At 67.9% G+C, this 20,300-nt stretch carries 18 protein-coding genes, 1 tRNA gene and 1 pseudogene; 9 read left to right on the top strand and 11 right to left on the bottom strand.

The genetic code is table 11. The annotated features are described in order from the left end of the window. The first annotated feature begins 4 nt into the window (after positions 1-4). Complete coding sequence (locus OOK07_RS10500) at positions 5-877, top strand: ABC transporter ATP-binding protein (RefSeq protein WP_266796072.1); 873 nt, start codon at positions 5-7, stop codon at positions 875-877. After that, the gene (locus OOK07_RS10505; protein ID WP_266679038.1) at positions 874-1,590 is read left to right on the top strand and encodes an ABC transporter ATP-binding protein; all 717 of its coding nucleotides are present in this window, start codon (positions 874-876) and stop codon (positions 1,588-1,590) included. Before OOK07_RS10500 ends, OOK07_RS10505 begins: the two co-directional genes overlap by 4 nt. 83 nt (positions 1,591-1,673) lie before the next feature. Here OOK07_RS10505 and OOK07_RS10510 read toward each other — a convergent pair whose 3' ends face one another. Continuing rightward, positions 1,674-2,330: an ANTAR domain-containing response regulator gene (locus OOK07_RS10510; RefSeq protein ID WP_266679040.1), complete on the bottom strand. Its 657-nt coding sequence runs from the start codon at positions 2,328-2,330 to the stop codon at positions 1,674-1,676. Between the two features lie 101 nt (positions 2,331-2,431). Between OOK07_RS10510 and OOK07_RS10515 the strand changes: the two genes are divergently transcribed. Together OOK07_RS10515 and OOK07_RS10520 are read left to right on the top strand one after the other, a co-directional pair. Beyond that, a tRNA-Leu gene (locus OOK07_RS10515) sits at positions 2,432-2,504 on the top strand. A gap of 105 nt (positions 2,505-2,609) precedes the next feature. Continuing rightward, positions 2,610-3,356, top strand: coding sequence for a helix-turn-helix domain-containing protein (locus OOK07_RS10520; RefSeq protein WP_266679042.1), 747 nt, complete (start codon positions 2,610-2,612; stop codon positions 3,354-3,356). A 26-nt stretch (positions 3,357-3,382) separates the two neighbouring features. On the opposite strand, the gene pyk is transcribed toward OOK07_RS10520, so the two are convergent. Beyond that, positions 3,383-4,819, bottom strand: coding sequence for a pyruvate kinase (pyk, locus tag OOK07_RS10525; protein ID WP_266796074.1), 1,437 nt, complete (start codon positions 4,817-4,819; stop codon positions 3,383-3,385). A 122-nt stretch (positions 4,820-4,941) separates the two neighbouring features. Next, positions 4,942-5,655, bottom strand: a complete 714-nt coding sequence (locus OOK07_RS10530; protein ID WP_266679046.1) for an SIMPL domain-containing protein — start codon at positions 5,653-5,655, stop codon at positions 4,942-4,944. A 149-nt stretch (positions 5,656-5,804) separates the two neighbouring features. Here OOK07_RS10530 and OOK07_RS10535 point away from each other — a divergent pair, with 149 nt between their 5' ends. Further along, positions 5,805-7,601, top strand: a complete 1,797-nt coding sequence (locus OOK07_RS10535; RefSeq protein WP_266796075.1) for a bifunctional metallophosphatase/5'-nucleotidase — start codon at positions 5,805-5,807, stop codon at positions 7,599-7,601. 52 nt (positions 7,602-7,653) lie between these two features. Here OOK07_RS10535 and OOK07_RS10540 read toward each other — a convergent pair whose 3' ends face one another. The 6 genes from OOK07_RS10540 to OOK07_RS10565 all read right to left on the bottom strand — a co-directional run bounded on the left by OOK07_RS10540 (position 7,654) and on the right by OOK07_RS10565 (position 15,594). After that, entirely contained in the window at positions 7,654-8,802 is a 1,149-nt protein-coding gene (locus OOK07_RS10540) for a GDSL-type esterase/lipase family protein (RefSeq protein ID WP_266796077.1), read from the bottom strand. Between the two features lie 51 nt (positions 8,803-8,853). Continuing rightward, positions 8,854-10,314, bottom strand: coding sequence for a lysine N(6)-hydroxylase/L-ornithine N(5)-oxygenase family protein (locus OOK07_RS10545; RefSeq protein ID WP_266796079.1), 1,461 nt, complete (start codon positions 10,312-10,314; stop codon positions 8,854-8,856). Next, complete coding sequence (locus tag OOK07_RS10550) at positions 10,311-11,738, bottom strand: pyridoxal phosphate-dependent decarboxylase family protein (RefSeq protein ID WP_266796081.1); 1,428 nt, start codon at positions 11,736-11,738, stop codon at positions 10,311-10,313. Before OOK07_RS10550 ends, OOK07_RS10545 begins: the two co-directional genes overlap by 4 nt. A 215-nt stretch (positions 11,739-11,953) precedes the next feature. Next, complete coding sequence (pepN, locus tag OOK07_RS10555; RefSeq protein ID WP_266796083.1) at positions 11,954-14,452, bottom strand: aminopeptidase N; 2,499 nt, start codon at positions 14,450-14,452, stop codon at positions 11,954-11,956. A 79-nt stretch (positions 14,453-14,531) separates the two neighbouring features. Then, on the bottom strand, positions 14,532-15,104 hold the full coding sequence (locus OOK07_RS10560; RefSeq protein WP_266679058.1) for a response regulator: 573 nt from the start codon (positions 15,102-15,104) through the stop codon (positions 14,532-14,534). A 139-nt stretch (positions 15,105-15,243) separates the two neighbouring features. Continuing rightward, positions 15,244-15,594, bottom strand: a complete 351-nt coding sequence (locus OOK07_RS10565; RefSeq protein WP_266679060.1) for a chorismate mutase — start codon at positions 15,592-15,594, stop codon at positions 15,244-15,246. Positions 15,595-15,922: 328 nt separating this feature from the next. Between OOK07_RS10565 and OOK07_RS10570 the strand changes: the two genes are divergently transcribed. Next, positions 15,923-16,822 (top strand): hypothetical protein, encoded by a 900-nt coding sequence (locus tag OOK07_RS10570; protein WP_266679062.1) that lies wholly within the window; start codon positions 15,923-15,925, stop codon positions 16,820-16,822. Between the two features lie 22 nt (positions 16,823-16,844). On the opposite strand, the gene OOK07_RS10575 is transcribed toward OOK07_RS10570, so the two are convergent. Next, positions 16,845-17,123, bottom strand: a complete 279-nt coding sequence (locus tag OOK07_RS10575; RefSeq protein WP_323178077.1) for a helix-turn-helix domain-containing protein — start codon at positions 17,121-17,123, stop codon at positions 16,845-16,847. A 168-nt stretch (positions 17,124-17,291) separates the two neighbouring features. Continuing rightward, on the bottom strand, positions 17,292-17,555 hold the full coding sequence (locus OOK07_RS10580) for a helix-turn-helix domain-containing protein (RefSeq protein ID WP_266679066.1): 264 nt from the start codon (positions 17,553-17,555) through the stop codon (positions 17,292-17,294). A 190-nt stretch (positions 17,556-17,745) separates the two neighbouring features. On the opposite strand from OOK07_RS10580, the gene OOK07_RS10585 reads away from it, so the two are divergent. From OOK07_RS10585 to OOK07_RS10595, 3 genes and pseudogenes are all read left to right on the top strand, one after another. Beyond that, a complete protein-coding gene (locus OOK07_RS10585; RefSeq protein WP_266796085.1) occupies positions 17,746-18,408 on the top strand; it encodes a hypothetical protein in 663 nt (220 codons plus the stop codon). Then, positions 18,405-19,437, top strand: a pseudogene (locus tag OOK07_RS10590) (hypothetical protein). The gene OOK07_RS10585 and the pseudogene OOK07_RS10590 overlap by 4 nt, the downstream one beginning before the upstream one ends. A gap of 211 nt (positions 19,438-19,648) precedes the next feature. Continuing rightward, positions 19,649-20,299: a hypothetical protein gene (locus tag OOK07_RS10595; RefSeq protein WP_266512511.1), complete on the top strand. Its 651-nt coding sequence runs from the start codon at positions 19,649-19,651 to the stop codon at positions 20,297-20,299. Position 20,300 lies beyond the last annotated feature (1 nt).

The following is a 20,300-nucleotide window of genomic DNA, read 5'->3' on the forward strand; positions in this document are numbered from 1 at the left end:
CACCATGACCACCACCACGGCCACCAGCCCCGTCCTCGAAGCCAGCGGCGTCACCATGCGCTTCGGCGGCCTCACCGCCGTACGCAGCGTCGACCTCACCGTCAACGCCGGTGAAATCGTCGGCCTCATCGGACCCAACGGCGCCGGCAAAACCACCTTCTTCAACTGCCTCACCGGCCTGTACATCCCCACCGAGGGCAAAGTCGCCTACAAAGGCACCGTCCTGCCCCCCAAACCCCACCTCGTCACCAGCGCCGGCATCGCCCGCACCTTCCAGAACATCCGGCTCTTCGCCAACATGACCGTCCTGGAAAACGTCCTCGTCGGCCGCCACACCCGCACCAAAGAAGGCCTCTGGTCGGCCCTCCTGCGCGGCCCCGGCTTCCGCAAAGCCGAAACCGCCTCCCGCGAACGCGCCATGGAACTCCTCGAGTTCATCGGCCTCGCCCACAAAGCCGACCACCTCTCCCGCAACCTCCCCTACGGCGAACAACGCAAGCTCGAAATCGCCCGCGCCCTCGCCAGCGACCCCGGCCTGCTCCTCCTCGACGAGCCCACCGCCGGCATGAACCCCCAGGAGACCCGCGCCACCGAGGAACTGGTCTTCGCCATCCGCGACATGGGCGTCGCCGTCCTCGTCATCGAGCACGACATGCGCTTCATCTTCAACCTGTGCGACCGCGTCGCCTGCCTCGTCCAGGGCGAAAAACTCGTCGAAGGCACCTCCGACGTCGTCCAGGGCGACGAACGCGTCGTCGCCGCCTACCTCGGCACCCCCTTCGAAGGCGCCCCCGGCGACGACGAAGCCGCCGAAGTCGAAGCAGCCGAGGCCACCGGAGCACAGGGCACCACCAGCACGGAAGGAAACGCCCAGTGACCGCACTCCTGGAGGTCGAAGACCTCAAGGTCGCCTACGGCAAGATCGAAGCCGTCAAGGGCATCTCCTTCACCGTCGAAGCCGGCCAGATCGTCACCCTCATCGGCACCAACGGCGCCGGCAAAACCACCACCCTGCGCACCCTCTCAGGCCTCCTCAAGCCCCGCTCCGGCAAGGTCATGTTCGACGGCAAGCCCCTCAACGGCGTCGCCGCCCACAAGATCGTCGCCCTCGGCCTCGCCCACTCCCCCGAAGGCCGGCACATCTTCCCGCGCCTCACCATCGCGGAGAACCTCCAACTCGGCGCCTTCCTCCGCAAGGACAAAGAAGGCATCGAAAAGGACATCCAGCGCGCCTACGACCTCTTCCCCATCCTCGGCGAACGCCGCAAACAAGCCGCCGGAACCCTCTCCGGCGGCGAACAGCAAATGCTCGCCATGGGCCGCGCACTCATGTCCCAGCCCAAACTCCTCATGCTCGACGAACCCTCCATGGGCCTCTCCCCGATCATGATGCAGAAGATCATGTCCACCATCGTCGAGCTGAAGTCCCAAGGGACCACCATCCTGCTCGTCGAACAGAACGCCCAGGCCGCCCTCTCGCTCGCCGACCAGGGACACGTCATGGAGGTCGGCAACATCGTCCTCTCCGGCACCGGACAGGACCTCCTGCACGACGAATCGGTACGCAAGGCCTACCTCGGCGAGGACTAACCCCCTCACCGGACACACACGACCGAGGCCCGCACCCCTGAACCAGGGGCGCGGGCCTCGATCGTCCGTCTGCTGCGCGAGGGTCAGCCCTTCGCGGCCTTCTTCTCGTCCGCGTCCTGAATAACCGCCTCCGCGACCTGCTGCATCGACATCCGACGGTCCATCGACGTCTTCTGGATCCACCGGAACGCGGCCGGCTCCGACAGCCCGTACTCCGTCTGCAGGATCGACTTCGCCCGGTCCACCAACTTGCGCGTCTCCAGCCGGAGCGTGAGGTCGGCGACCTCCTTCTCCAGCTCCTTCAGCTCGGTGAACCGCGAGACAGCCATCTCGATGGCCGGTACGACATCACTCTTGCTGAACGGCTTCACCAGATACGCCATCGCACCGGCGTCCCTGGCCCGCTCCACGAGGTCGCGCTGCGAGAACGCGGTGAGCATCAGCACCGGGGCGATGCCCTCCTCGGCGATCTTCTCGGCCGCCGAGATGCCGTCCAGCTTGGGCATCTTCACATCGAGGATCACCAGGTCCGGCTTGTGCTCACGGGCCAGCTCGATGGCCTGCTCACCGTCACCGGCCTCGCCGACGACGCTGTAGCCCTCTTCCTCCAGCATCTCTTTGAGGTCGAGCCGGATCAGGGCCTCGTCCTCGGCGATGACGACACGGGTCGTCAGCGGAGGCACGTGCGACTTGTCGTCGTCGGGCGCGTCTACGGGCTGGGGCGACTCGGGGGCGGTCACGGGGGCTCCTTGATCAGGGCAGGGGTGCTGCTGACAAGAGCCTACCTAGCTGCGATAAGGTGGGGGCACAGCGGGTGACCGCTGACCTTCATATTGAAGGGGCCCCGGTAGCCCAGCGGTAGAGGCCATGGATTCAAAACCCATACAGCGTCGGTTCGAATCCGACTCGGGGCACTTTTCCTTCGAATCGAAGGTTGCCACCAAAAGCGGATGTACACGTTCTCGTGAACATCCGCTTTTTGCTGCGTGTCGTCGCGATCACTCTCGCAGGGTGACCACATGTACGACGTCAGCACACGCAGACAGACACTCGCACTGGTTTCACAGGGCCGTAGCCTCAACTCGGTGAGCCGGGAAACGGGTATCTCCAGAGCCGCAATCCGTTCCTGGCAAAGTCGCCTCGAACCGCTGCCACGCATGGCACCTCCGGACCCCGGGCCACCTGCCGATGAGTGCGCGTACGCCTACCTACTGGGCCTCTACCTCGGCGACGGCTGCATCAGCCCCCACTCGCGCGGCACCGGTTACTACCTGCGGATCGCGTGCGCCGATGCGTGGCCGGGGCTCATCGAACTGTGTCGCGACGCCATCACGAAGGTGCGGCCCGCTGTTCGTGTCTACCTCATGCAGAAAGAGGGCTGCACGATGGTCACGAGCTACAGCCGGCACTGGCCCGTCCTCTTTCCCCAACATGGCCCCGGCAAGAAACACGAGCGGACGATCGCTCTCGAACCCTGGCAGCAAACCATCGTCGCCACCCACTCCTGGGAATTCATCCGGGGTCTCATCCACTCCGACGGCTGCCGCATCACCAACTGGACCACACGGTTGGTCGCCGGTGAGCTCAAGCGCTACGAATACCCCCGGTACTTCTTCACCAACCTCTCGGGGGACATCATCCGGCTCTTCACTGCAGCCCTGGAGCACGTCGGCGTCGAATGGCGTCAGGCGAACCCCCGCAACATCTCCGTCGCCCGCAAAACCTCCGTAGCCCTGATGGACGCCCACGTGGGCCCCAAGCACTGAACCGCGAAGGGCACTTCAGTGGACGCCTACTTGGGGCTGTCGTCCTCCCCGATGTGATGCACCCGCACCAGGTTCGTCGAGCCCGAGACCCCGGGGGGCGAGCCCGCCGTGATGACCACGACGTCACCCTTCTGGCAGCGGCCGTACTTCAACAGCAGCTCGTCCACCTGGTCGACCATCGCGTCTGTGGAGTCGACGTGTGGGCCCAGGAACGTCTCCACGCCCCACGTCAGCGTCAGCTGGGACCGTGTCGCCGGGTCCGGGGTGAAGGCCAGGAGGGGGATCGGGGACCTGTACCGGGACAGGCGCTTGGCCGTGTCGCCGGACTGGGTGAAGGCGACCAGGAACTTGGCGCCGAGGAAGTCGCCCATTTCGGCTGCCGCGCGGGCGACCGCGCCGCCCTGGGTGCGGGGCTTGTTGCGTTCGGTCAGGGGCGGGAGTCCCTTGGCGAGGATGTCCTCCTCCGCCGCCTCGACGATCTTCGCCATGGTCCGGACGGTCTCGATGGGGTACTTGCCGACGCTGGTCTCGCCGGACAGCATCACCGCGTCCGTGCCGTCGATGACGGCGTTGGCGACGTCGGAGGCTTCCGCGCGGGTCGGGCGGGAGTTGTCGATCATCGAGTCGAGCATCTGTGTCGCGACGATGACCGGCTTGGCGTTGCGCTTGGCCAGTTTGATCGCGCGCTTCTGGACGATCGGGACGTGTTCGAGGGGCATTTCGACGCCGAGGTCGCCGCGGGCGACCATGATGCCGTCGAAGGCGGCGACGATGTCGTCGATGGCTTCGACGGCCTGGGGCTTCTCGACCTTGGCGATCACGGGGAGGCGGCGGCCTTCTTCGTCCATGATGCGGTGGACGTCCTGGATGTCGCGGCCACTGCGGACGAAGGAGAGTGCGATGACGTCGCAGCCGGTGCGCAGCGCCCAGCGGAGGTCCGTTTCGTCTTTGTCGGAGAGGGCGGGGACGGAGACGGCGGCTCCGGGGAGGTTGAGGCCTTTGTGGTCGGAGACGATGCCGCCTTCGATGACGGTGGTGTGGATGTGGGGGCCGTCGATGTCGGTGACCTGGAGGCAGACTTTGCCGTCGTCGACGAGGATGCGTTCGCCGGGGGTGACGTCGGTGGCGAGGCCGGGGTGTGTGGTTCCGCAGCCTTGTTGGTTTCCTTCGGCTTCGTCTTCTGTGGTGATGGTGAAGGTGTCGCCGCGTTCAAGGAGTGCGGGGCCTTCGGTGAAGTGGCCGAGTCGGATTTTCGGGCCCTGAAGGTCGGCGAGGATTCCGACGCTGCGGCCGGTTTCGTCGGAGGCCTTTCGTACGTGGTGGTAGCGCTCCTCGTGTTCGGCGTGGGTGCCGTGGCTGAGGTTGAGGCGGGCGACGTCCATTCCGGCTTCGACCAGGGCTTTGATCTGGTCGTAGGAGTCGGTGGCGGGCCCCAGTGTGCAGACGATCTTTGCTCGGCGCATGGTGTGAGCCTAGGCCTTACCGGTGGGTAGAGAGTTGGTCGCACATGTCTGCTCAACAACCTTTGGGTGAAGGGGTGTTGACAAGTATTGAAGTGTGCGTGGAGGTGCTCCGATGAGCATTTCTACAGTTGCGGTGGTGCCATGGTGAAGCGGGCGTTCACGGCTGCGAAGATTCGCTGGCGTTGGGGTTCGAGGTCGAGTGGTGGGGCTGCGTCTTCGGCGGTTGCGCCGTAGGCCATGGAGCGCATTCGGCCGGGGGGCTGTGGGTGGGGCTGTGCGTCCTCTGCTCCGATGTCGGCGAGTTCGACGAGTGCTGCGAGTGTGGTGCCGAGTGCTTGGGCGTATTCGCGGGCTCGTTGGACTGCTTCTTTCACGGCTTGCTGGCGGGCTTGTCGGTGGGCGGGTGAGTCGGGGCGCAGGGTCCACCAGGGGCCGTCGACGCGGGTGAGGTCCAGGTCGGCGAGGCGGGTGGTGAGTTCGCCGAGGGCGGTGAAGTCGGTGAGTTCGGCGGTGAGGTGGACGCGGCCGTGGTAGGCGTGGATGCGTTCGCCGCGGCCTTTGTCCTTGAGTTCGGGGCTGATGGAGAAGGCGCCGGTTTCGAGGCGTTCGACTGCGTCGCCGTATGTCTTGATCAGGTCGAGGGCGGTGGTGTTGCGGTGGGTGAGGTCGTCGAGGGCGGTTCGGCGGTCTTTGCCGCGGGAGGCGACGGTGATGCCGATGCGGGCGATTTCGGGGTCGACTTCGAGGCGGGCTTCGCCGCGGACGGCGATGCGGGGGGCGTCGGGGGTGCCGTAGGGGACGGCGGGGGGTGTGTCGTCGGTGGGAGGGGTGGCCATGCGTTCCACTCTGGCACTTGTTGGCTGTTTGGGGGCCGTGGGTGGTGCGGTTGGGTCATCAGATCGAAACCTGTGGGGCCTGTTGCGTTTTGCCGTGTCCGGGTCAGAATCTACGCGCGTTGTTGACTATTTCGCGAGGAGATCCAGACATGCCCTTGAACCGTAGGAAGTTCCTGCAGAAGTCCGCCGTGACCGGGGCGGGGGTGGCGCTGGCCGGTGCCGTGGCGGCTCCGTCGGCCGAGGCCGCTCAGGGGCGCAGACCTGCCAGGCGGTACTCGCTCACGGTCATGGGCACCACCGACCTGCACGGGCACGTCTTCAACTGGGATTACTTCAAGGACGCGGAGTACTCCGACAAGGCCGGCAACGCGATGGGCCTGGCGCGTATCTCGACGCTGGTGAACCGGGTGCGGGCGGAGAGGGGGCGCTGCAACACGCTGCTGCTGGACGCGGGTGACACGCTGCAGGGCACGCCGCTGACGTACTACTACGCGAAGGTGGATCCGATCACCGCCAAGGGCGGTCCGGTGCATCCCATGGCGCAGGCGATGAACGCGATCGGGTATGACGCTGCGGCGCTGGGCAACCATGAGTTCAACTACGGGCTGGAGACGCTGCGCAAGTTCGAGGGCCAGCTGCATTTCCCGCTGCTGGGTGCGAACGCGCTGGACGCGAAGACGCAGAAGCCGGCGTTTGCGCCGTACTTCATGAAGAGGTTCCGTGTGCCGGGTCTGCCGCCGGTGAAGGTGGCGGTGCTGGGTCTGACCAATCCGGGTATCGCGATCTGGGACAAGGCGTATGTGCAGGGGAAGTTGACGTTTCCGGGGCTTGAGGAGCAGGCGGCGAAGTGGGTGCCGAAGCTGCGGGCGATGGGTGCGGACGTCGTGGTCGTGTCGGCGCACTCCGGTTCGTCGGGGACGTCGTCGTACGGTGACCAGCTGCCGTATGTCGAGAACTCGGCGGCGCTGGTCGCTCAGCGGGTGCCGGGTATCGACGCGATTCTGGTCGGGCACGCGCATGTGGAGATCCCGGAGCTGAAGGTCACCAACGAGCGGACGGGCAGGACGGTGGTGCTGTCCGAGCCGCTGTGTTTCGCGGAGCGGTTGTCGTTGTTCGACTTCGAGCTGGTGTTCCGCTCGGGCCGGTGGGAGGTGGAGTCGGTGGCGGCGTCGTTGCTGAACTCGAACTCGGTCGAGGACGACCCGAAGATCACCAAGTTGCTGTCGGACGAGCATGCGAAGGTGGTGAACTACGTCAACCAGGTGGTCGGTAGGGCGACCGAGACGCTGACGACGGTCGACGCGCGGTACAGGGACGCGCCGATCATCGACCTGATCACCAAGGTCCAGGAGGATGTGGTGAAGGCGGCGCTGGCGGGCACGGAGTTCGCGACGCTGCCGGTGATCGCGCAGGCCTCGCCGTTTTCGCGGACTTCGGAGATCCCGGCGGGCGAGGTGACGATCCGGGATCTGTCGTCTCTGTATGTGTACGACAACACGCTGGTGGCGAAGGTGCTGACGGGTGGGCAGTTGCGGGCGTACCTGGAGTATTCGGCGGAGTATTTCGTGCGGACGGCGGCTGGTGAGGCGGTCGACGTGGAGAAGCTGACGAACGCGAACGGCCGCCCGGACTACAACTACGACTATGTGTCGGGTCTCGGGTATGAGATCGACATCGCCCAGGCGGCCGGGTCGCGGATCAGGAATCTCACCTTTGGCGGGGCCGCGCTGGACGACGGGCAGCAGTTCGTGCTGGCGGTGAACAACTACCGTGCCAATGGCGGTGGTGCGTTCCCGCATGTGGCGTCGGCGAAGGAGCTGTGGTCGGAGTCGACGGAGATCCGGACGCGGATCGCCGAGTGGGTGACGGCGAAGGGTGTGCTGGACCCGAAGGACTTCGCGTCGGCGGACTGGAGGCTGACCCGGGACGGCACGCCGGTGTTCTAGAGGTGGGGTTCTGGAGGCGGTGTTCTGGCCGCGGTGTTCTGGCGGCAGTCCTCTAGAGGTTCAGCAGGGTTACGTCGATGGCGTCGGCGATGGCTTTCGCGCCGGCGTCGTTGACGTGGAGTCCGTCGCCGCTGTTGAACTCGTCGCGGATTCTGGTGGGTTGGCCGGGGTCCGCGACGGCGGTGGCGATGTCGGCGACAGCGTCGAAGGGGTGGTCGTCGCCGAGGAGCCAGGTGTTGACCCGGTGGCGTACGGCCTGGCCCTCCTCGGTGTCGTAGCCGGGGTAGATGGTGCCGGCGTAGGGGCCGATGGTGCTGCCGATGACGGTGAGGCCGGCGGAGTGCAGGCGGTCGGCCAGGGTGGTGAGGCCGGTGATCAGGTCGTCGGCGGTGGGGAGTTGGCCGGGTTCGGGGTCCGCGATGGCGCCGGGCAGGCCGAGGTCGTTGAGGCCGACGTGGACGAGGACGTGGCTGACGCCGGGTACGTCGAGGACGTCGTGGTCGATGCGGGACAGCAGGTGGTCGCCGATCTCGTCGGTGAGCAGGCGGTTGCCGGAGATGCCCTGGTTGACGATCCAGCCGCGGTCGAGGCGGCGGCCGAGCTGGGAGGGGAAGCTGTTGTCGGTGCCGGGGGTGGTGGCCGCGCCTTCGATCCAGGAGTCGCCGAAGGCTACGGCGATGCGGGTGGTTTCGGGGGCGAGGACGTCGACGCCTGTGAGGAAGTGGCCGAGGGGCAGCTCCTCGGATTCGTCGAGGAGTTCGTCGGAGAGGTGGTTGCCGCTGACGGCGTGTCCGATGTCGTAGGGAGTCGCCGTGTAGGTGGTGAGTCCTGTGTCGCCCGGCAGGTAGAGGCTGATGGTGAGTTCTTCGCCTGCGCTCACGGGTAGTTCGACCGGGTCGCTGACGATTTCCTCGCCGACGGGCAGGCTGACTGTCTTGGCGCCGGAGAAGTGCAGGGGTGTGTCGCTGGTGGGGTCGATGCGGCTGCCTCTGGTGCGTACGGCGAGGTGGGCGCCGCCGAGTTCGAGGGGTTCCTTGCCGTAGCGGTTGCTGAGCCGCACTCTCAGTGCTTCACCTCCTCCGGCCAGGCGCAGGGACTGCCTGAGGGTCTGGTCGGTGAAGGAGCGGGGTTCGAAGAGGTGGAAGGTCTCGTGGGGGTTGATGACGGCGGCGCGGTGGGCTGCGATCCAGGTGGTGGTCATGGCGGGGCCAACGTCTGGGCCGTCGGGGTTCTTCCCGGCGTTCGGGTTTTTTCAGCTTCGGCGTTCCGGTGTTTTGTCGACGAGCGGTGTGAGCACCTGGGCGTGTCGTGCGTGCGGGATGCGCGGCTGTGACTGCTGGTCGAGTCCGAAGGTGGTGAAGGCGGTTCGGGTGGGGAGTGGGTAGGTCTCTTTTCCGGTGAGGGAGTTGAGGATGGTGGCGCTGCGCCAGGCGGCGAGGCCCAGGTCGGGGGTGCCGACGCCGTGGGTGTGGCGTTCGGCGTTCTGGACGTAGATGTGGCAGTCGGAGCCGCTGATGGAGGGGTCGAGGGCGAGGCGGAAGTGTTCGTCGACGCGGGGGCGTGCGCTGCTGTCGCGGCGCAGGTAGGGGTCGAGGCCGGCGAGGATGCGGTCGAGCGGGCGTTCGCGGTAGCCGGTGGCGAGGACTACGGCGTCGGTGGTGAGCCGGGAGCGGGTGTCCTGTTGCAGGTGTTCCAGGTGGAGTTCGACTTTGCTGGTGGCGATGCGGCCCGCGGTGCGGACCTGGACGCCGGGGGTGAGGACGACGTCGGGCCAGCCGCAGTGCAGGGTGCGGTGGTAGAGCTCGTCGTGGATGGCGGCGATGGTGTCGGTGTCGATGCCCTTGTGGAGCTGCCACTGGCTGGTGACGAGGCGGTCGCGGACGCCTTCGGGGAGGGTCTGGAAGTAGCGGGTGTAGTCGGGGGTGAAGTGTTCGAGGCCGAGTTTGGAGTACTCCATGGGGGCGAAGGCCTCGGTGCGGCCGAGCCAGTGGAGTTTTTCGCGGCCTGCGGGTCGGGCACGGAGCAGGTCGAGGAAGATCTCGGCGCCCGATTGTCCCGAGCCGATGACGGTGACGTGGTCGGCGGCGAGGAGGGTGTCGCGGTGGGTGAGGTAGTCGGCGGCGTGGACGACGGGGACGGCCGGTGCTTCGACGAGCGGTTTGAGGGGGTCGGGGACGTAGGGCTCGGTGCCGATGCCGAGGACGATGTTCCTCGTGTAGGTACGGCCGAGTGCTTCGGCTTCGCCGTCGGTGTCGAGCTGGGTGAAGTCGACTTCGAAGACGTCGCGTTCGGGGTTCCAGCGGACGGCGTCGACCTGGTGGCCGAAGTGGAGTCCGGGGAGGCTTGCGGCGACCCAGCGGCAGTAGGCGTCGTATTCGGCGCGCTGGATGTGGAAGCGCTCGGCGAAGTAGAAGGGGAAGAGGCGGTCGCGGGCCTTGAGGTGGTTGAGGAAGGTCCACCGGCTGGCGGGGTCGGCGAGTGTCACCAGGTCGGCGAGGAAGGGGACTTGGATGCGGGCTCCGTCGATGAGGAGGCCGGAGTGCCAGTCGAAGGTGGGGCGCTGTTCGTAGAAGGCGGTGTCGAGTTCGGTGAGGGGGTGGGCGAGGGCGGCGAGCGAGAGGTTGAAGGGGCCGATGCCGATGCCGACGAGGTCGCGGGGTGCGTCGGGCTCGCGGTGTGGGGGGTGGGGCTGGGTGTGGGGGGTGGTGCTCATCGGGGGATGTGTCCTTCCGCGAGTCTTTCGGCGGGTTCTCCGACGGCCTGTCCGGCGTGATGTTCGGTGGCCTTTTCGACGAGGGTGAGGAGGGTGGCCAGGTCGTCGGGGCGGGTGTGGGGGTTGAGGAGGGTGGCCTTGAGCCAGAGGCGGCCGTCGAGGCGGGCCCGGCCGAGGACGGCGCGGCCCTGGTGGAGGAGTTCTCGGCGTACGGCGGCGATGGCGTCGTCGGTGGTGTGCGCGGGCCGGAACAGGACTGTGCTGATGGTGGGCCGGTCGTGGAGTTCGAAGCCGGGGTGCTCGTGGACGAGGGCGGCGAACTCCTGGGCCCGGTCGCAGACTTGGTCGACGAGGGCGCCGAGGCCGGTGCGGCCGAGGGTCTTGAGGGTGACGGCGATCTTGAGGATGTCGGGGCGGCGGGTGGTGCGCACGGAGCGGCCGAGGAGGTCGGGGATGCCTGAGGCGGTGTCGTCGTCGGCGTTGAGGTAGTCGGTGTGCTGTGTGAGGGCGGCGAGGTCGCGGGGATGGCGGACCGCGAGGATGCCCGCGGCGACGGGTTGCCAGCCGAGTTTGTGCAGATCGAGCGTGATGGTGTGGGCGCGGTCCAGGCCGGCGAGCTTTCCGCGGTGGCGGTCGCTGAAGAGGAGGCCTCCGCCGTAGGCGGCGTCGATGTGCAGGCGGGCGTGGTGGGCGGTGCACAGGGCGGCGATCTCGGGGAGGGGATCGATGAGTCCGGCGTCGGTGGTGCCTGCGGTGGCCGCTACTACGACGGAGCCGTGGGGGCCGGGGAGGTGGGTGAGGGCCTCGTCGAGGGCTGCGGGGTCGAGGGTGCCGGCGGGGGCGGGGACGATCACGGGGTCGGGCAGGCCGAGGAGCCAGGCGGCGCGGGGCAGGGAGTGGTGGGCGTTGGCGCCGCAGACGAGGCGGACGCCGGTGCCGTGTGCCTCGCGCGCCAGGAGCAGGGCGAGTTGGTTGGATTCGGTGCCGCCGGTGGTGACGAGGGCGTCGGAGGCGCCGGCCTCTCTCGCCAGTGCGCGGGTGACGAGGGCTTCGAGTTCGGAGGCGGCCGGTGCCTGGTCCCAGGAGTCGAGGGACGGGTTGAGGACACTGGCGGCGAGGTCGGCGGCGGTGGCGACGGCGAGGGGCGGGCAGTGCAGGTGGGCTGCGCAGAGGGGGTCGGCGGGGTCGGCGGCGCCTTCGGCGAGGGCGTGCACCAGGGCGCGCAGGGCGTCCGGGTCGCCGTCCTGCGGCAGAACGTCTCCGGCGGCGGCCCGCACCCGCGTGGCGACCGCGTCCGGTCCGCCGGCGGGCAGGGGTCCGCCGCGGGCGCGTGCGCCCGCGTTCAGGGCGTCGAGCACGGTGTCGAGGAGCGGTCGCAGGGCGCGGAGGCCTTCGGGGCCCGAGGCGAGGCTCGGTGTGCTCATGGGTTCCTCCCGGGCGCGCAGGCAGAGGGAGTTCCAGCTTGTACGCGGATGCGTGCGCGTGCCCGAAAAGTTCAACGATCGGAACCCGAAAGGGTGTCCCTGTGGTGCCCGTGCGGGGCTAGGGCGGGCGTGCCGGTGGCCGGGGGCTGCGCCCTCGGATGCTGCTGAAAGTGCCCGTCCGGGCGCTCGGCCTCAGCTTCCCGTGCCCGCCCTCCCTAGCCCTCTCCCTCCGTCTCCCTGACCTGCAACGCCCGTCCCAGGTCGTCGAGTTGGTCGGCGAGTTTGCGGCGCAGGGACGGGATCGGGTTGGCGTCGCTCAGGCAGGCCTCGCCCAGGCGGAGTGTCTCGGGGTCGACGGCGTGCGCCGGGAAGGCCCAGCGGCCGGCGGCGTCGGCGATGGCGGGGCCGCGGCGGGCGGCGACGGTCACGGCGTCGCCGTAGTAGCGCGGCACGTACTGCCGTACCAGGTCGGTCTGTTCGGGCTGCCAGAAGCCCTGGGCGGTGGCGACGAAGAGGTAGTTGGAGAGGTCGTCGCCCCCGAACATGGCCTCCCAGGCCTTCGCCTTGGCGTGCTCGTCGGGCAGGGCGGCGCGGCAGCGGGCGGCGCCCTCCTGGCCGGTGGCGGAGGGGTCGCGGTCCAGTTCGGCGGCGATGGCCGCCTCGTCGGTGGCGCCGAGAACGGCGAGCCGGGCGAGGACCCTCCAGCGCAGTTCGGGGTCCAGCTCCGGGCCGCCGGGGACGGTGCCGTCGGCGAGCCAGGCGGCGATGGTGTCGGGGTGTGCGGCGACGTCGATGCTGTGGCGTACGGCGATCAGGCGCAGGCCGGGGTTGTCGCCGTCCTCGGTGCGGCGGATGAGGTCGCGGCAGAGGGAGGAGAGGGTCGCCAGGGCGGCGGGGCGCTGCTCGGGGGTGAGGTAGCGGTCGACGATGTGGGTGGCGGCGAAGGCGAGGACGCCCTGGACGAGGGCGAGGTCGGTCTCGTGCGGGAGGTGGGTGCGGGCCGTGTCGAGGTAGGCGGTGGGCGGGAGTTGGCCGTCGCGGACCGCGTCGCGCAGGGCGTTCCAGACGACGGCCCGGGTGAGGGGGTCGGGGAGGCCGGAGAGGCTGGTGCGGACCGCTTCGAAGGACTCGGGGTCGAAGCGGATCTTTGCGTACGTGAGGTCGCCGTCGTTGAGGAGGAGCAGGGCGGGGCGCTTGCCCAGGGGCTGGGGTGTGGTCTGCGGGACGTCGAGGTCGAGGCGTTCGCGCAGGGTGAGGTGGCGGCCCTCGTCGGTGATGTCCTGGTCGTAGAGGCCGACGGCGATGCGGTGCGGGCGGCTGCCGGTGTGTTCGACCCGCAGGGTGCATGTGCCCTCGTCGCCGGGGGTGATGAGCGCGCCGAGCGTGTCGACGCCGGTGGTGCGCAGCCAGGCGTCGGCCCAGGCGTGCACGTCGCGCTCGGTGGCGGAGGCGAGGGAGTCGATGAAGTCGGCGAGGGTGGCGTTGGCGAACTTGTGGCGGGCGATGTGGGTGTTGATGCCGGCGAGGAAGTCCTTCTCGCCGAGCCAGGCCACGAGTTGGCGTAGTGCGGAGGCGCCCTTGGCGTAGGAGATGCCGTCGAAGTTGAGGAGGGCGGAGGCCGTGTCGTCGACGTTCTCGGGGGCTACGGGGTGCGTGGACGGGCGCTGGTCGGCGTCGTAGCCCCAGGCCTTGCGGGCGACACCGAAGTCGGTCCAGGTGTCGGTGAAGCGGGTGGCTTCGGTGAGGGTCTGGTATCCCATGTATTCGGCGAAGGACTCGTTCAGCCAGATGTCGTCCCACCAGCGCAGGGTGACCAGGTCGCCGAACCACATGTGGGCCATCTCGTGGGCGATGACCATGGCGCGGGTCTGGCGCTCGGTGTCGGTGACGGCGGAGCGGTAGACGAACTCGTCGCGGAAGGTGACCAGGCCCGGGTTCTCCATGGCGCCGGCGTTGAACTCGGGCACGAACGCCTGGTCGTAGGAGTCGAAGGGGTAGGGCTCCTCGAACTTCTCGTGGTAGCGGTCGTAGCACTGCCGGGTGATCTCGAAGAGTTCGTCGGCGTCCGCGTCGAGGTGGGGGGCCAGGGAGCGGCGGCAGTGCAGGCCGAAGGGCAGGTCGCGGTGCTCGGTGCGCACGGAGTGCCAGGGGCCTGCGGCGACTGCGACGAGGTACGTGGAGATCAGGGGGGTGGGAGCGGCCTGCCAGCGGCCCTCGCCGAGGTGTTCGGTGGTGCCGTTGGCCAGGACGGTCCAGGTTTCGGGGGCCCTGACGGTCAGCTCGAAGACGGCCTTGAGGTCGGGCTGGTCGAAGGCGGCGAAGACGCGCTGGACGTCCTCCATGAACAGCTGTGTGTAGAGGTACGTCTCGCCGTCGGTGGGGTCGGTGAAGCGGTGCATGCCCTCGCCGGTGCGGGAGTAGCGCATGGCGGCCTCGATGCGCAGCTCGTGTTCGCCGGCGGTGAGGTTCTTCAGGGGCAGCCTGTTGCCGTCCAGGGTCTCCGGGTCGAGGGGCTGCCCGTCGAGGGTGGCGGAGCGCAGCTGTGCGGGCTTGACCTCGACGAAGGTGCCGGCGTCCGTGCGCGTGGTGAAGCGGATGACCGTCCGGGAGTCGAAGGTCTCGTCGCCGGTGGTCAGATCGAGGTCGACCGTGTACCGGTGGACGTCGAGGAGCTTGGCACGGGTCTGCGCTTCGTCGCGCGTCAGTACGGACATGCAGGCAATGCTGCCCGATGGCACTGACAAGGCACAGGGGCGGACCGGTACGCGCCGGTACGGGCCCCTGTGCGGTCGCCTATGTGCGGTCCCCTTCGAGCTCCCCGCCCAGGGCCTCGCTCGCGCGCTGGAGCGGGACGTGGGTGTCCGGGTGGGGCAGGGCGGGTGCGCCGGGGGCGGGTGCGGGCGTGCGGGGGGCGTGCTCCGTGGCCCCGGCGTGGTCCTTGACCAGGGCACGCAGGTCGCGGGCCTCCTGCGCCAGGTCGAGGTAGCGGCGGTGGGCGTCGTAGAGGTAGCGCACTTTGGTGCGCAGCGCCCAGGGGTCGATGGGCTTCATGACGAGGTCGGCGACGCCGAGCCCGAAGGCCGCGGAGGTCAGTACGTGGTCTACGCCGAAGCCGGTGAGCAGGATGACCGGTATGTGCTGGGTCTGTTCCACGCGGCGCATGTAGCGGACCACGTCCAGGCCGCTGACGCCGGGCATGCGGACGTCCAGCAGCAGCAGGCCGACCTGTCCGCGGAGCACCTGCTTGAGGGCCTCGTCGCCGTTCGTGGCGCGGCCCAGCAGATAGCCCAGCGGGGCCAGGGCGCTCTCCAGGGCGTACAGGGTGTCCTCGTGGTCGTCCACGATGAGGATCTTGGCTTCCGGCATGGCCCGTCGTCCCTCCCGCGTGGACAACCAGCTTATGTCGAGGTGCTGACGTGGCGTGCTCGTCAGCTGACAAGGAGTGCACAGCGCAGCATGCCCCCTGAAGGCCCTCCTGTCACGCCCCCCGTGGTATCCGGCGAGGTCAATTGGCCGCCTGCGTGGAGCCGTTCACCGCGTCGCCCGCGATGCGTTCGTGGTGGCGGATCACTTCCGCGATGATGAAGTTCAGGAACTTCTCAGCGAACGCCGGGTCCAGCTTGGCGCTCTCGGCGAGGGAGCGCAGGCGCTCGATCTGGCGGGCCTCGCGGGCCGGGTCGGCAGGCGGCAGCCGGTGTGCGGCCTTGAGGTGGCCGACCTGCTGGGTGGCCTTGAACCGCTCGGCGAGCATGTGGATGACGGCCGCGTCGATGTTGTCGATGCTGTCGCGCAGCCGGGCGAGTTCGGCGCGGACGGCGGGGTCCACGTCACTGGTGCCGGTGTTGCTGGTGGTCATGGGCATCCACCCTACGTGGCGTGCGGGAGTTCGATCATCGGTGGTGCTGGAGTTCGAGGAGTCGGCCACGGCCGGGACGGGCACCGTTTTCCTGCGGACTGTCGGACCTGTCGGACCCGTCGGACCCGTAGGACCCGTAGGACCCGTAGGACCCGTAGGACCCGTAGGACCCGTAGGACCCGTCGAGAGCATCCTGTCCGACCGTCGAGAGCGTGGGCGCCGGCGTGTACGGAGCCGGCGCGCAGCTCGTCCCGGGACCCGGCCAGGGCAAATCCGCTCGCGTCCCCGTAGAGTGGAGTCGGGTTCAGGGCGTCTTGGGGGTTCAGGCGTGGCGAACGGCGGACCGGTCGAGCACGGCTACCCACACCTGGAGACGGTGCGGGCCGCCATCACCGCGCTCTACAAGCGGTTGTCGTACGACACCATCCAGACGTTCTCGAGCAGCGTGGCGCCCGCCGACGTGGCGTTCGGCGACACGGACGATCTCTATCTGGGTACGCAGCGGGTGGCCCGCGAACTCGTCCGGCACTACCGCCTTCCGGACGCCCGCATGATCGTCGGCTTCCGCGAGATGCAGCATGCGGCGAACGTCGAACTCGCCGCGGGCCCCGAGTACTTCGTCGAACTGAACGACCGCTTCCGCACCCACCGCCGCGACATCGGCGCCGCCCTGGCCCACGAGGTCATGCATGTCTATCTGCACCGCCTGGACCTGTCCTTCCCGGGCACCCGCGACAACGAGATACTCACGGACACGGCGACGACATACCTGGGGGCGGGCTGGCTGCTGCTGGACGCCTATCGGGAGGACTCGGCGTCCTCCCAGAAGCTCGGCTATCTGACACCCGAGGAGTTCGGCTACGTCCTGGCGAAGCGAGCGCTGGTCTTCGACGAGGACCCGTCCGTCTGGTTCACCAGCCCCCAGGCCTACGAGGCCTACACCCGCGGCATGGCGCAGGCCCGCCACGACGAACAGCAGCCCCCGCTGACGGCGGCCGGCTGGGCGGGCCGCCGCCGCTACGCCCGCGACCGCCGCCACGCCCAGGACACCCACGCCCCGGCGTCCGCCCGCCCGGGAACCCCGTACACCTTCACCCCCGACGGCCGCGGCCCGCTGCGGGTGTCGTTCCCCTGCCCCACCTGCCATCAGCGCATCAGGGTGCCGGTACGGGGGCGCGTCCGCGCGCGGTGTGCGCTGTGCAGGACGGTGCTGGAGTGCGACACCTAGTGTCCTGAGTCGGGAAATCGGTTCAGATATCCGGCGAGGCGTTCGAGGATTTCGTCCGCCGTCTTCGGCACTCCAGCCGCTCCTGGACGAAACGGGCCCGCCACCGGCTCAGCGTGTGCGCCTCAACGCCCAGCCGGTCCGCAACATCCTTGTTCGAAGCGCCCGTTGCGCTCTCCAACACGATCCGGCACCGCAGAGCCAGCGCCCGGAAGGGCGCCCGGCGCCTCGCCCAACACGTCAACGTCTCGCGCTCGCCACCGGTCAGCACCAGCTCCGCCTTCGGTCGCTCCGTCCTCGCCACCCGGCCACGACGCCCAACCAGTACGGATTTACACAGCGAATTCCCGACTCAGAACACCAGTAGTCGCGGCAACGGTGGCTCTCCTCAGACGCCTTGACGAGAGCCACCAGCACTTTGTGTCGCTCGCCCACCACCGCACCTTCACCGCAGGGCGCGACCTGACCGCCATCAGGTGCCCGAAACCAGCCGCCTGGGTACGCTGCGCGGTCGGACCTCTACGTCCGTGTCGCGATGCAGCAGGCCGTTCACGAAGCTGCGACTGCGGCCCAGTTCGTCGGCGATCTCGTGGATGGAAGCACCGGCGGCGTACCTCTCAGCGGCGATCTTCGCGTAGCGCTCCCGCTCGGCTCCGAGGGCGTACCTGCCGTGGTTCGGGTACGGGATGTGCTTCCATCCAGGACTCCTGGGGTTCGTGTTCGGAGGCGCAGCCATGTTCACAGACTTCGTTGCGTTACGAAACAGTGACCATGCGACACCTCAGTTCACGGTTACTCACGGTGACCTTTGCCCGATTTGACCCGGTTGGGCGGCCGGCCTTGACGTAAAAGCCGCCTGGTGTCACCCAAATCCCGCCGATAGCGTTGGCACACTCGTGAAACCCTCGCCTCACCGGGAGTCATCCGTGAACCGCCGCTCCACCGTGCTCGCAGCCGCCGCGCTGACCACTGTCGCGGCCCTGTCGCTGTCCGCCTGCGGGAGCGGTGATGACAGCTCCAAGGGCAACGACAAGATCGCAGGGGCGGACGCCGGCAACGACTCGTCGGCAACGGCCTCGCCGAGTGCGTCCACTTCGACGGTTGCCGGTCGCCCCGAGATCAAACTGCCGTCGGACCTCACCATGGCGTTCGAGGGCGGGAAGACGGGCGACTCCGTCAAGGACGCCGTACTCGCTGACAGCGCTGAACGCATGCGTGCTGTCAATGCGGCAATTGCAGGGACGGACCCCAAGGAACAGGCACTGAACTTCTACGACACCGGCAGGGCGCTGCAAGCTGCCGTGACCTGGGTGGGGAAGTTCAAAAAGGCCAACCTCGGCATGACGGGCGCGATCCGGTACTACGACCGGACGGTGACACTCGACGGCAGCAAGGCAGCCTCGGTCGTGTTCTGCTCCGACGAGAGCAAGGGGTACGCCAAGGACCTCGAGACCAACAAGGCCAAGGTCACTGCTCCTTCCGACGATGACTTCATCCTTTACAACACCCGGTTGGAGAAGAACGAAGCTGGGGTCTGGCAGACCTCGCGCATCATTTCAACGGCGGGAGCGAAGCAGTGCCTGAAGTGAAAGCGAAACGAGCACTCGGTGTCCTCGTCCTCGCTGCGGCTCTCGTCACGCTGAATGCATCGAGCGCTTGGGCAGGCATCACCCCTGGGGACGGAAGCCATGAGACCGACACCGATGTGGTGGCCGACACCAGCGGGGACAAGGTTGCGGTCGGAGCCGGATCGGTCGTTTTCGACCGCTCCAAGAACGGCTCCGGTCAATCAGCAGGCCCGGTTGCCTCGACCACCACGTGGACGCCGCCGGCCTGCTACTACTCCCCGACCTATACCCCCGCCGATCTCAAGGCGTACTTGGAACCGATCTGGGCGCAAGAGTCAACAGGCTACGAATGGGACGCCAAGCAGCGCGATTACTACGTCAACGGCCATCCCTACAAGGACTTCAACAAAGAGAACGCCGACAAGGGTTACTGGTGGGACTCGCATGTCACACCGGGACGAGAAGGCGACCCGGCGTCTCTGAAGTGTGACAAGTCGATCTTCTGGGTCGACAAGGGCGACGATCCGCCTGCCGACGCTCCACAGGCCGTCACCCCCAAAGTGCTTGCTGAACTGGCATACGCGGAGACCCGGGTGCCGTCGACGACTGTGAAGCTTGCCCCGGCCGGCGCGACGAAGGTCAACCTGCCGACTTGGGCGTGGCTTGATGCGGCCAAGTTCAAGCCGGTATCAGTGACGGCGAGAGTCCCCCTTGCTGGGCACCTACGCCACGGCGACCGCCGAGCCGGTGTCGCTGAAGATCGACCCGGGCACTGACGACGCCATCACCTACCCTGCTTCCGGCGAGTGCCAGCTCAACGCCGATGGTTCCATCGGCGAGCCCTACGCCAAGGGCAAGGCCAACGAGGCCCCGCTGTGCGGAGTGAAGTACCTGCACTCGTCGGGCGATGGCACCTACTCGCTCAAGGCCACCGTCACCTGGAAGATCAACTGGACGGGCTCCGGGGGAGCGGGTGGCGACCTGCCCGACGGCACCTTCGGCGCCACCCAGGACGTCGTGGTCCAGGAGATCCAGGCCGTCAACCGCTGACTGCGTGAGGGCGCGAGGCCCGCTTGTGCTCGGGTCGGAGCCCCCTGACCTTCCCCTATGCCCTCTTCGCCTGACCAGGCTCCTGAGCAACGGCGTACGCCTGTACGATCGACCGAATCCCCCCATGCAGTCAGGGCCTGCCCCCGGGCTGGGCAACCAAGCCTCTTCGCTGAGCACACATCCTGAGCCCTCATCACTTACAGGAACACACATGACCGACTCCTCGTTCAGTGACGATGCCAAGGCGCAATCCCTTCTCAACCGGTCATTGCCCGATGCCGAGCATCAGCGCCGCCGGAGGTGGCTAATCGTTGGAGGTGCAGTGGTCGTCGCCGCCCTGCTCGTCGGTGGTGGTACATGGTTGGCCACGAGGGGTGGCAGCGATGACTCCGCACAGCATGCACCGGTGCTGCCGACCGCGTTCGCGGGGTATAAGGAGGCTGCGCCTCACGATACTGAATGGACCGAAATCGGCTCAGACTCGGTCAATACTGATATCACCAAGGGGCGGGTCAACCTGACTTATCGAGCTCCGGGTGGGAAGGCGTTGATAATCCGTGCCCAATACTGGCCGCATGCCACCCTCGAACCGGCGGGACCGAACGACGAACTTCGCTCGGTCTACAATTCGGCGATCGATCCGCGACGGGTCAAGACGTATCCGGCGGGTGCCGTCGGCGGAAAGATTCGGTGCGCGGACATCACCACCGGTGCGGTCACATTCACCACGTGCGGTTGGCACAACAACACTACCGACGTCACCTTGGCTCCCATGCTCAACCACCGCGAGATCGTATCCGCCGAAGCACCCGCCTATCTCCGAACCTTCATCAACGCCCTGAAAATCGCACCGTCGCAGTGAG

The sequence above is a fragment of the Streptomyces sp. NBC_00078 genome (assembly GCF_026343335.1).
Lineage (GTDB): Bacteria > Actinomycetota > Actinomycetes > Streptomycetales > Streptomycetaceae > Streptomyces.

Bases quoted from the DNA above. Each gene is read 5' to 3' on its own strand.
- OOK07_RS10545 (WP_266796079.1), bottom strand. From the start codon at position 10,314: ATGAGCACCACCCCCCACACCCAGCCCCACCCCCCACACCGCGAGCCC.
- OOK07_RS10540 (WP_266796077.1), bottom strand. From the start codon at position 8,802: ATGACCACCACCTGGATCGCAGCCCACCGCGCCGCCGTCATCAACCCC.
- OOK07_RS10560 (WP_266679058.1), bottom strand. From the start codon at position 15,104: ATGCCGGAAGCCAAGATCCTCATCGTGGACGACCACGAGGACACCCTG.
- OOK07_RS10550 (WP_266796081.1), bottom strand. From the start codon at position 11,738: ATGAGCACACCGAGCCTCGCCTCGGGCCCCGAAGGCCTCCGCGCCCTG.
- pyk (WP_266796074.1), bottom strand. From the start codon at position 4,819: ATGCGCCGAGCAAAGATCGTCTGCACACTGGGGCCCGCCACCGACTCC.
- OOK07_RS10520 (WP_266679042.1), top strand. From the start codon at position 2,610: ATGTACGACGTCAGCACACGCAGACAGACACTCGCACTGGTTTCACAG.
- pepN (WP_266796083.1), bottom strand. From the start codon at position 14,452: ATGTCCGTACTGACGCGCGACGAAGCGCAGACCCGTGCCAAGCTCCTC.
- OOK07_RS10530 (WP_266679046.1), bottom strand. From the start codon at position 5,655: ATGGCCACCCCTCCCACCGACGACACACCCCCCGCCGTCCCCTACGGC.
- OOK07_RS10595 (WP_266512511.1), top strand. From the start codon at position 19,649: ATGACCGACTCCTCGTTCAGTGACGATGCCAAGGCGCAATCCCTTCTC.
- OOK07_RS10565 (WP_266679060.1), bottom strand. From the start codon at position 15,594: ATGACCACCAGCAACACCGGCACCAGTGACGTGGACCCCGCCGTCCGC.
- OOK07_RS10580 (WP_266679066.1), bottom strand. From the start codon at position 17,555: ATGGCTGCGCCTCCGAACACGAACCCCAGGAGTCCTGGATGGAAGCAC.
- OOK07_RS10500 (WP_266796072.1), top strand. From the start codon at position 5: ATGACCACCACCACGGCCACCAGCCCCGTCCTCGAAGCCAGCGGCGTC.
- OOK07_RS10535 (WP_266796075.1), top strand. From the start codon at position 5,805: ATGCCCTTGAACCGTAGGAAGTTCCTGCAGAAGTCCGCCGTGACCGGG.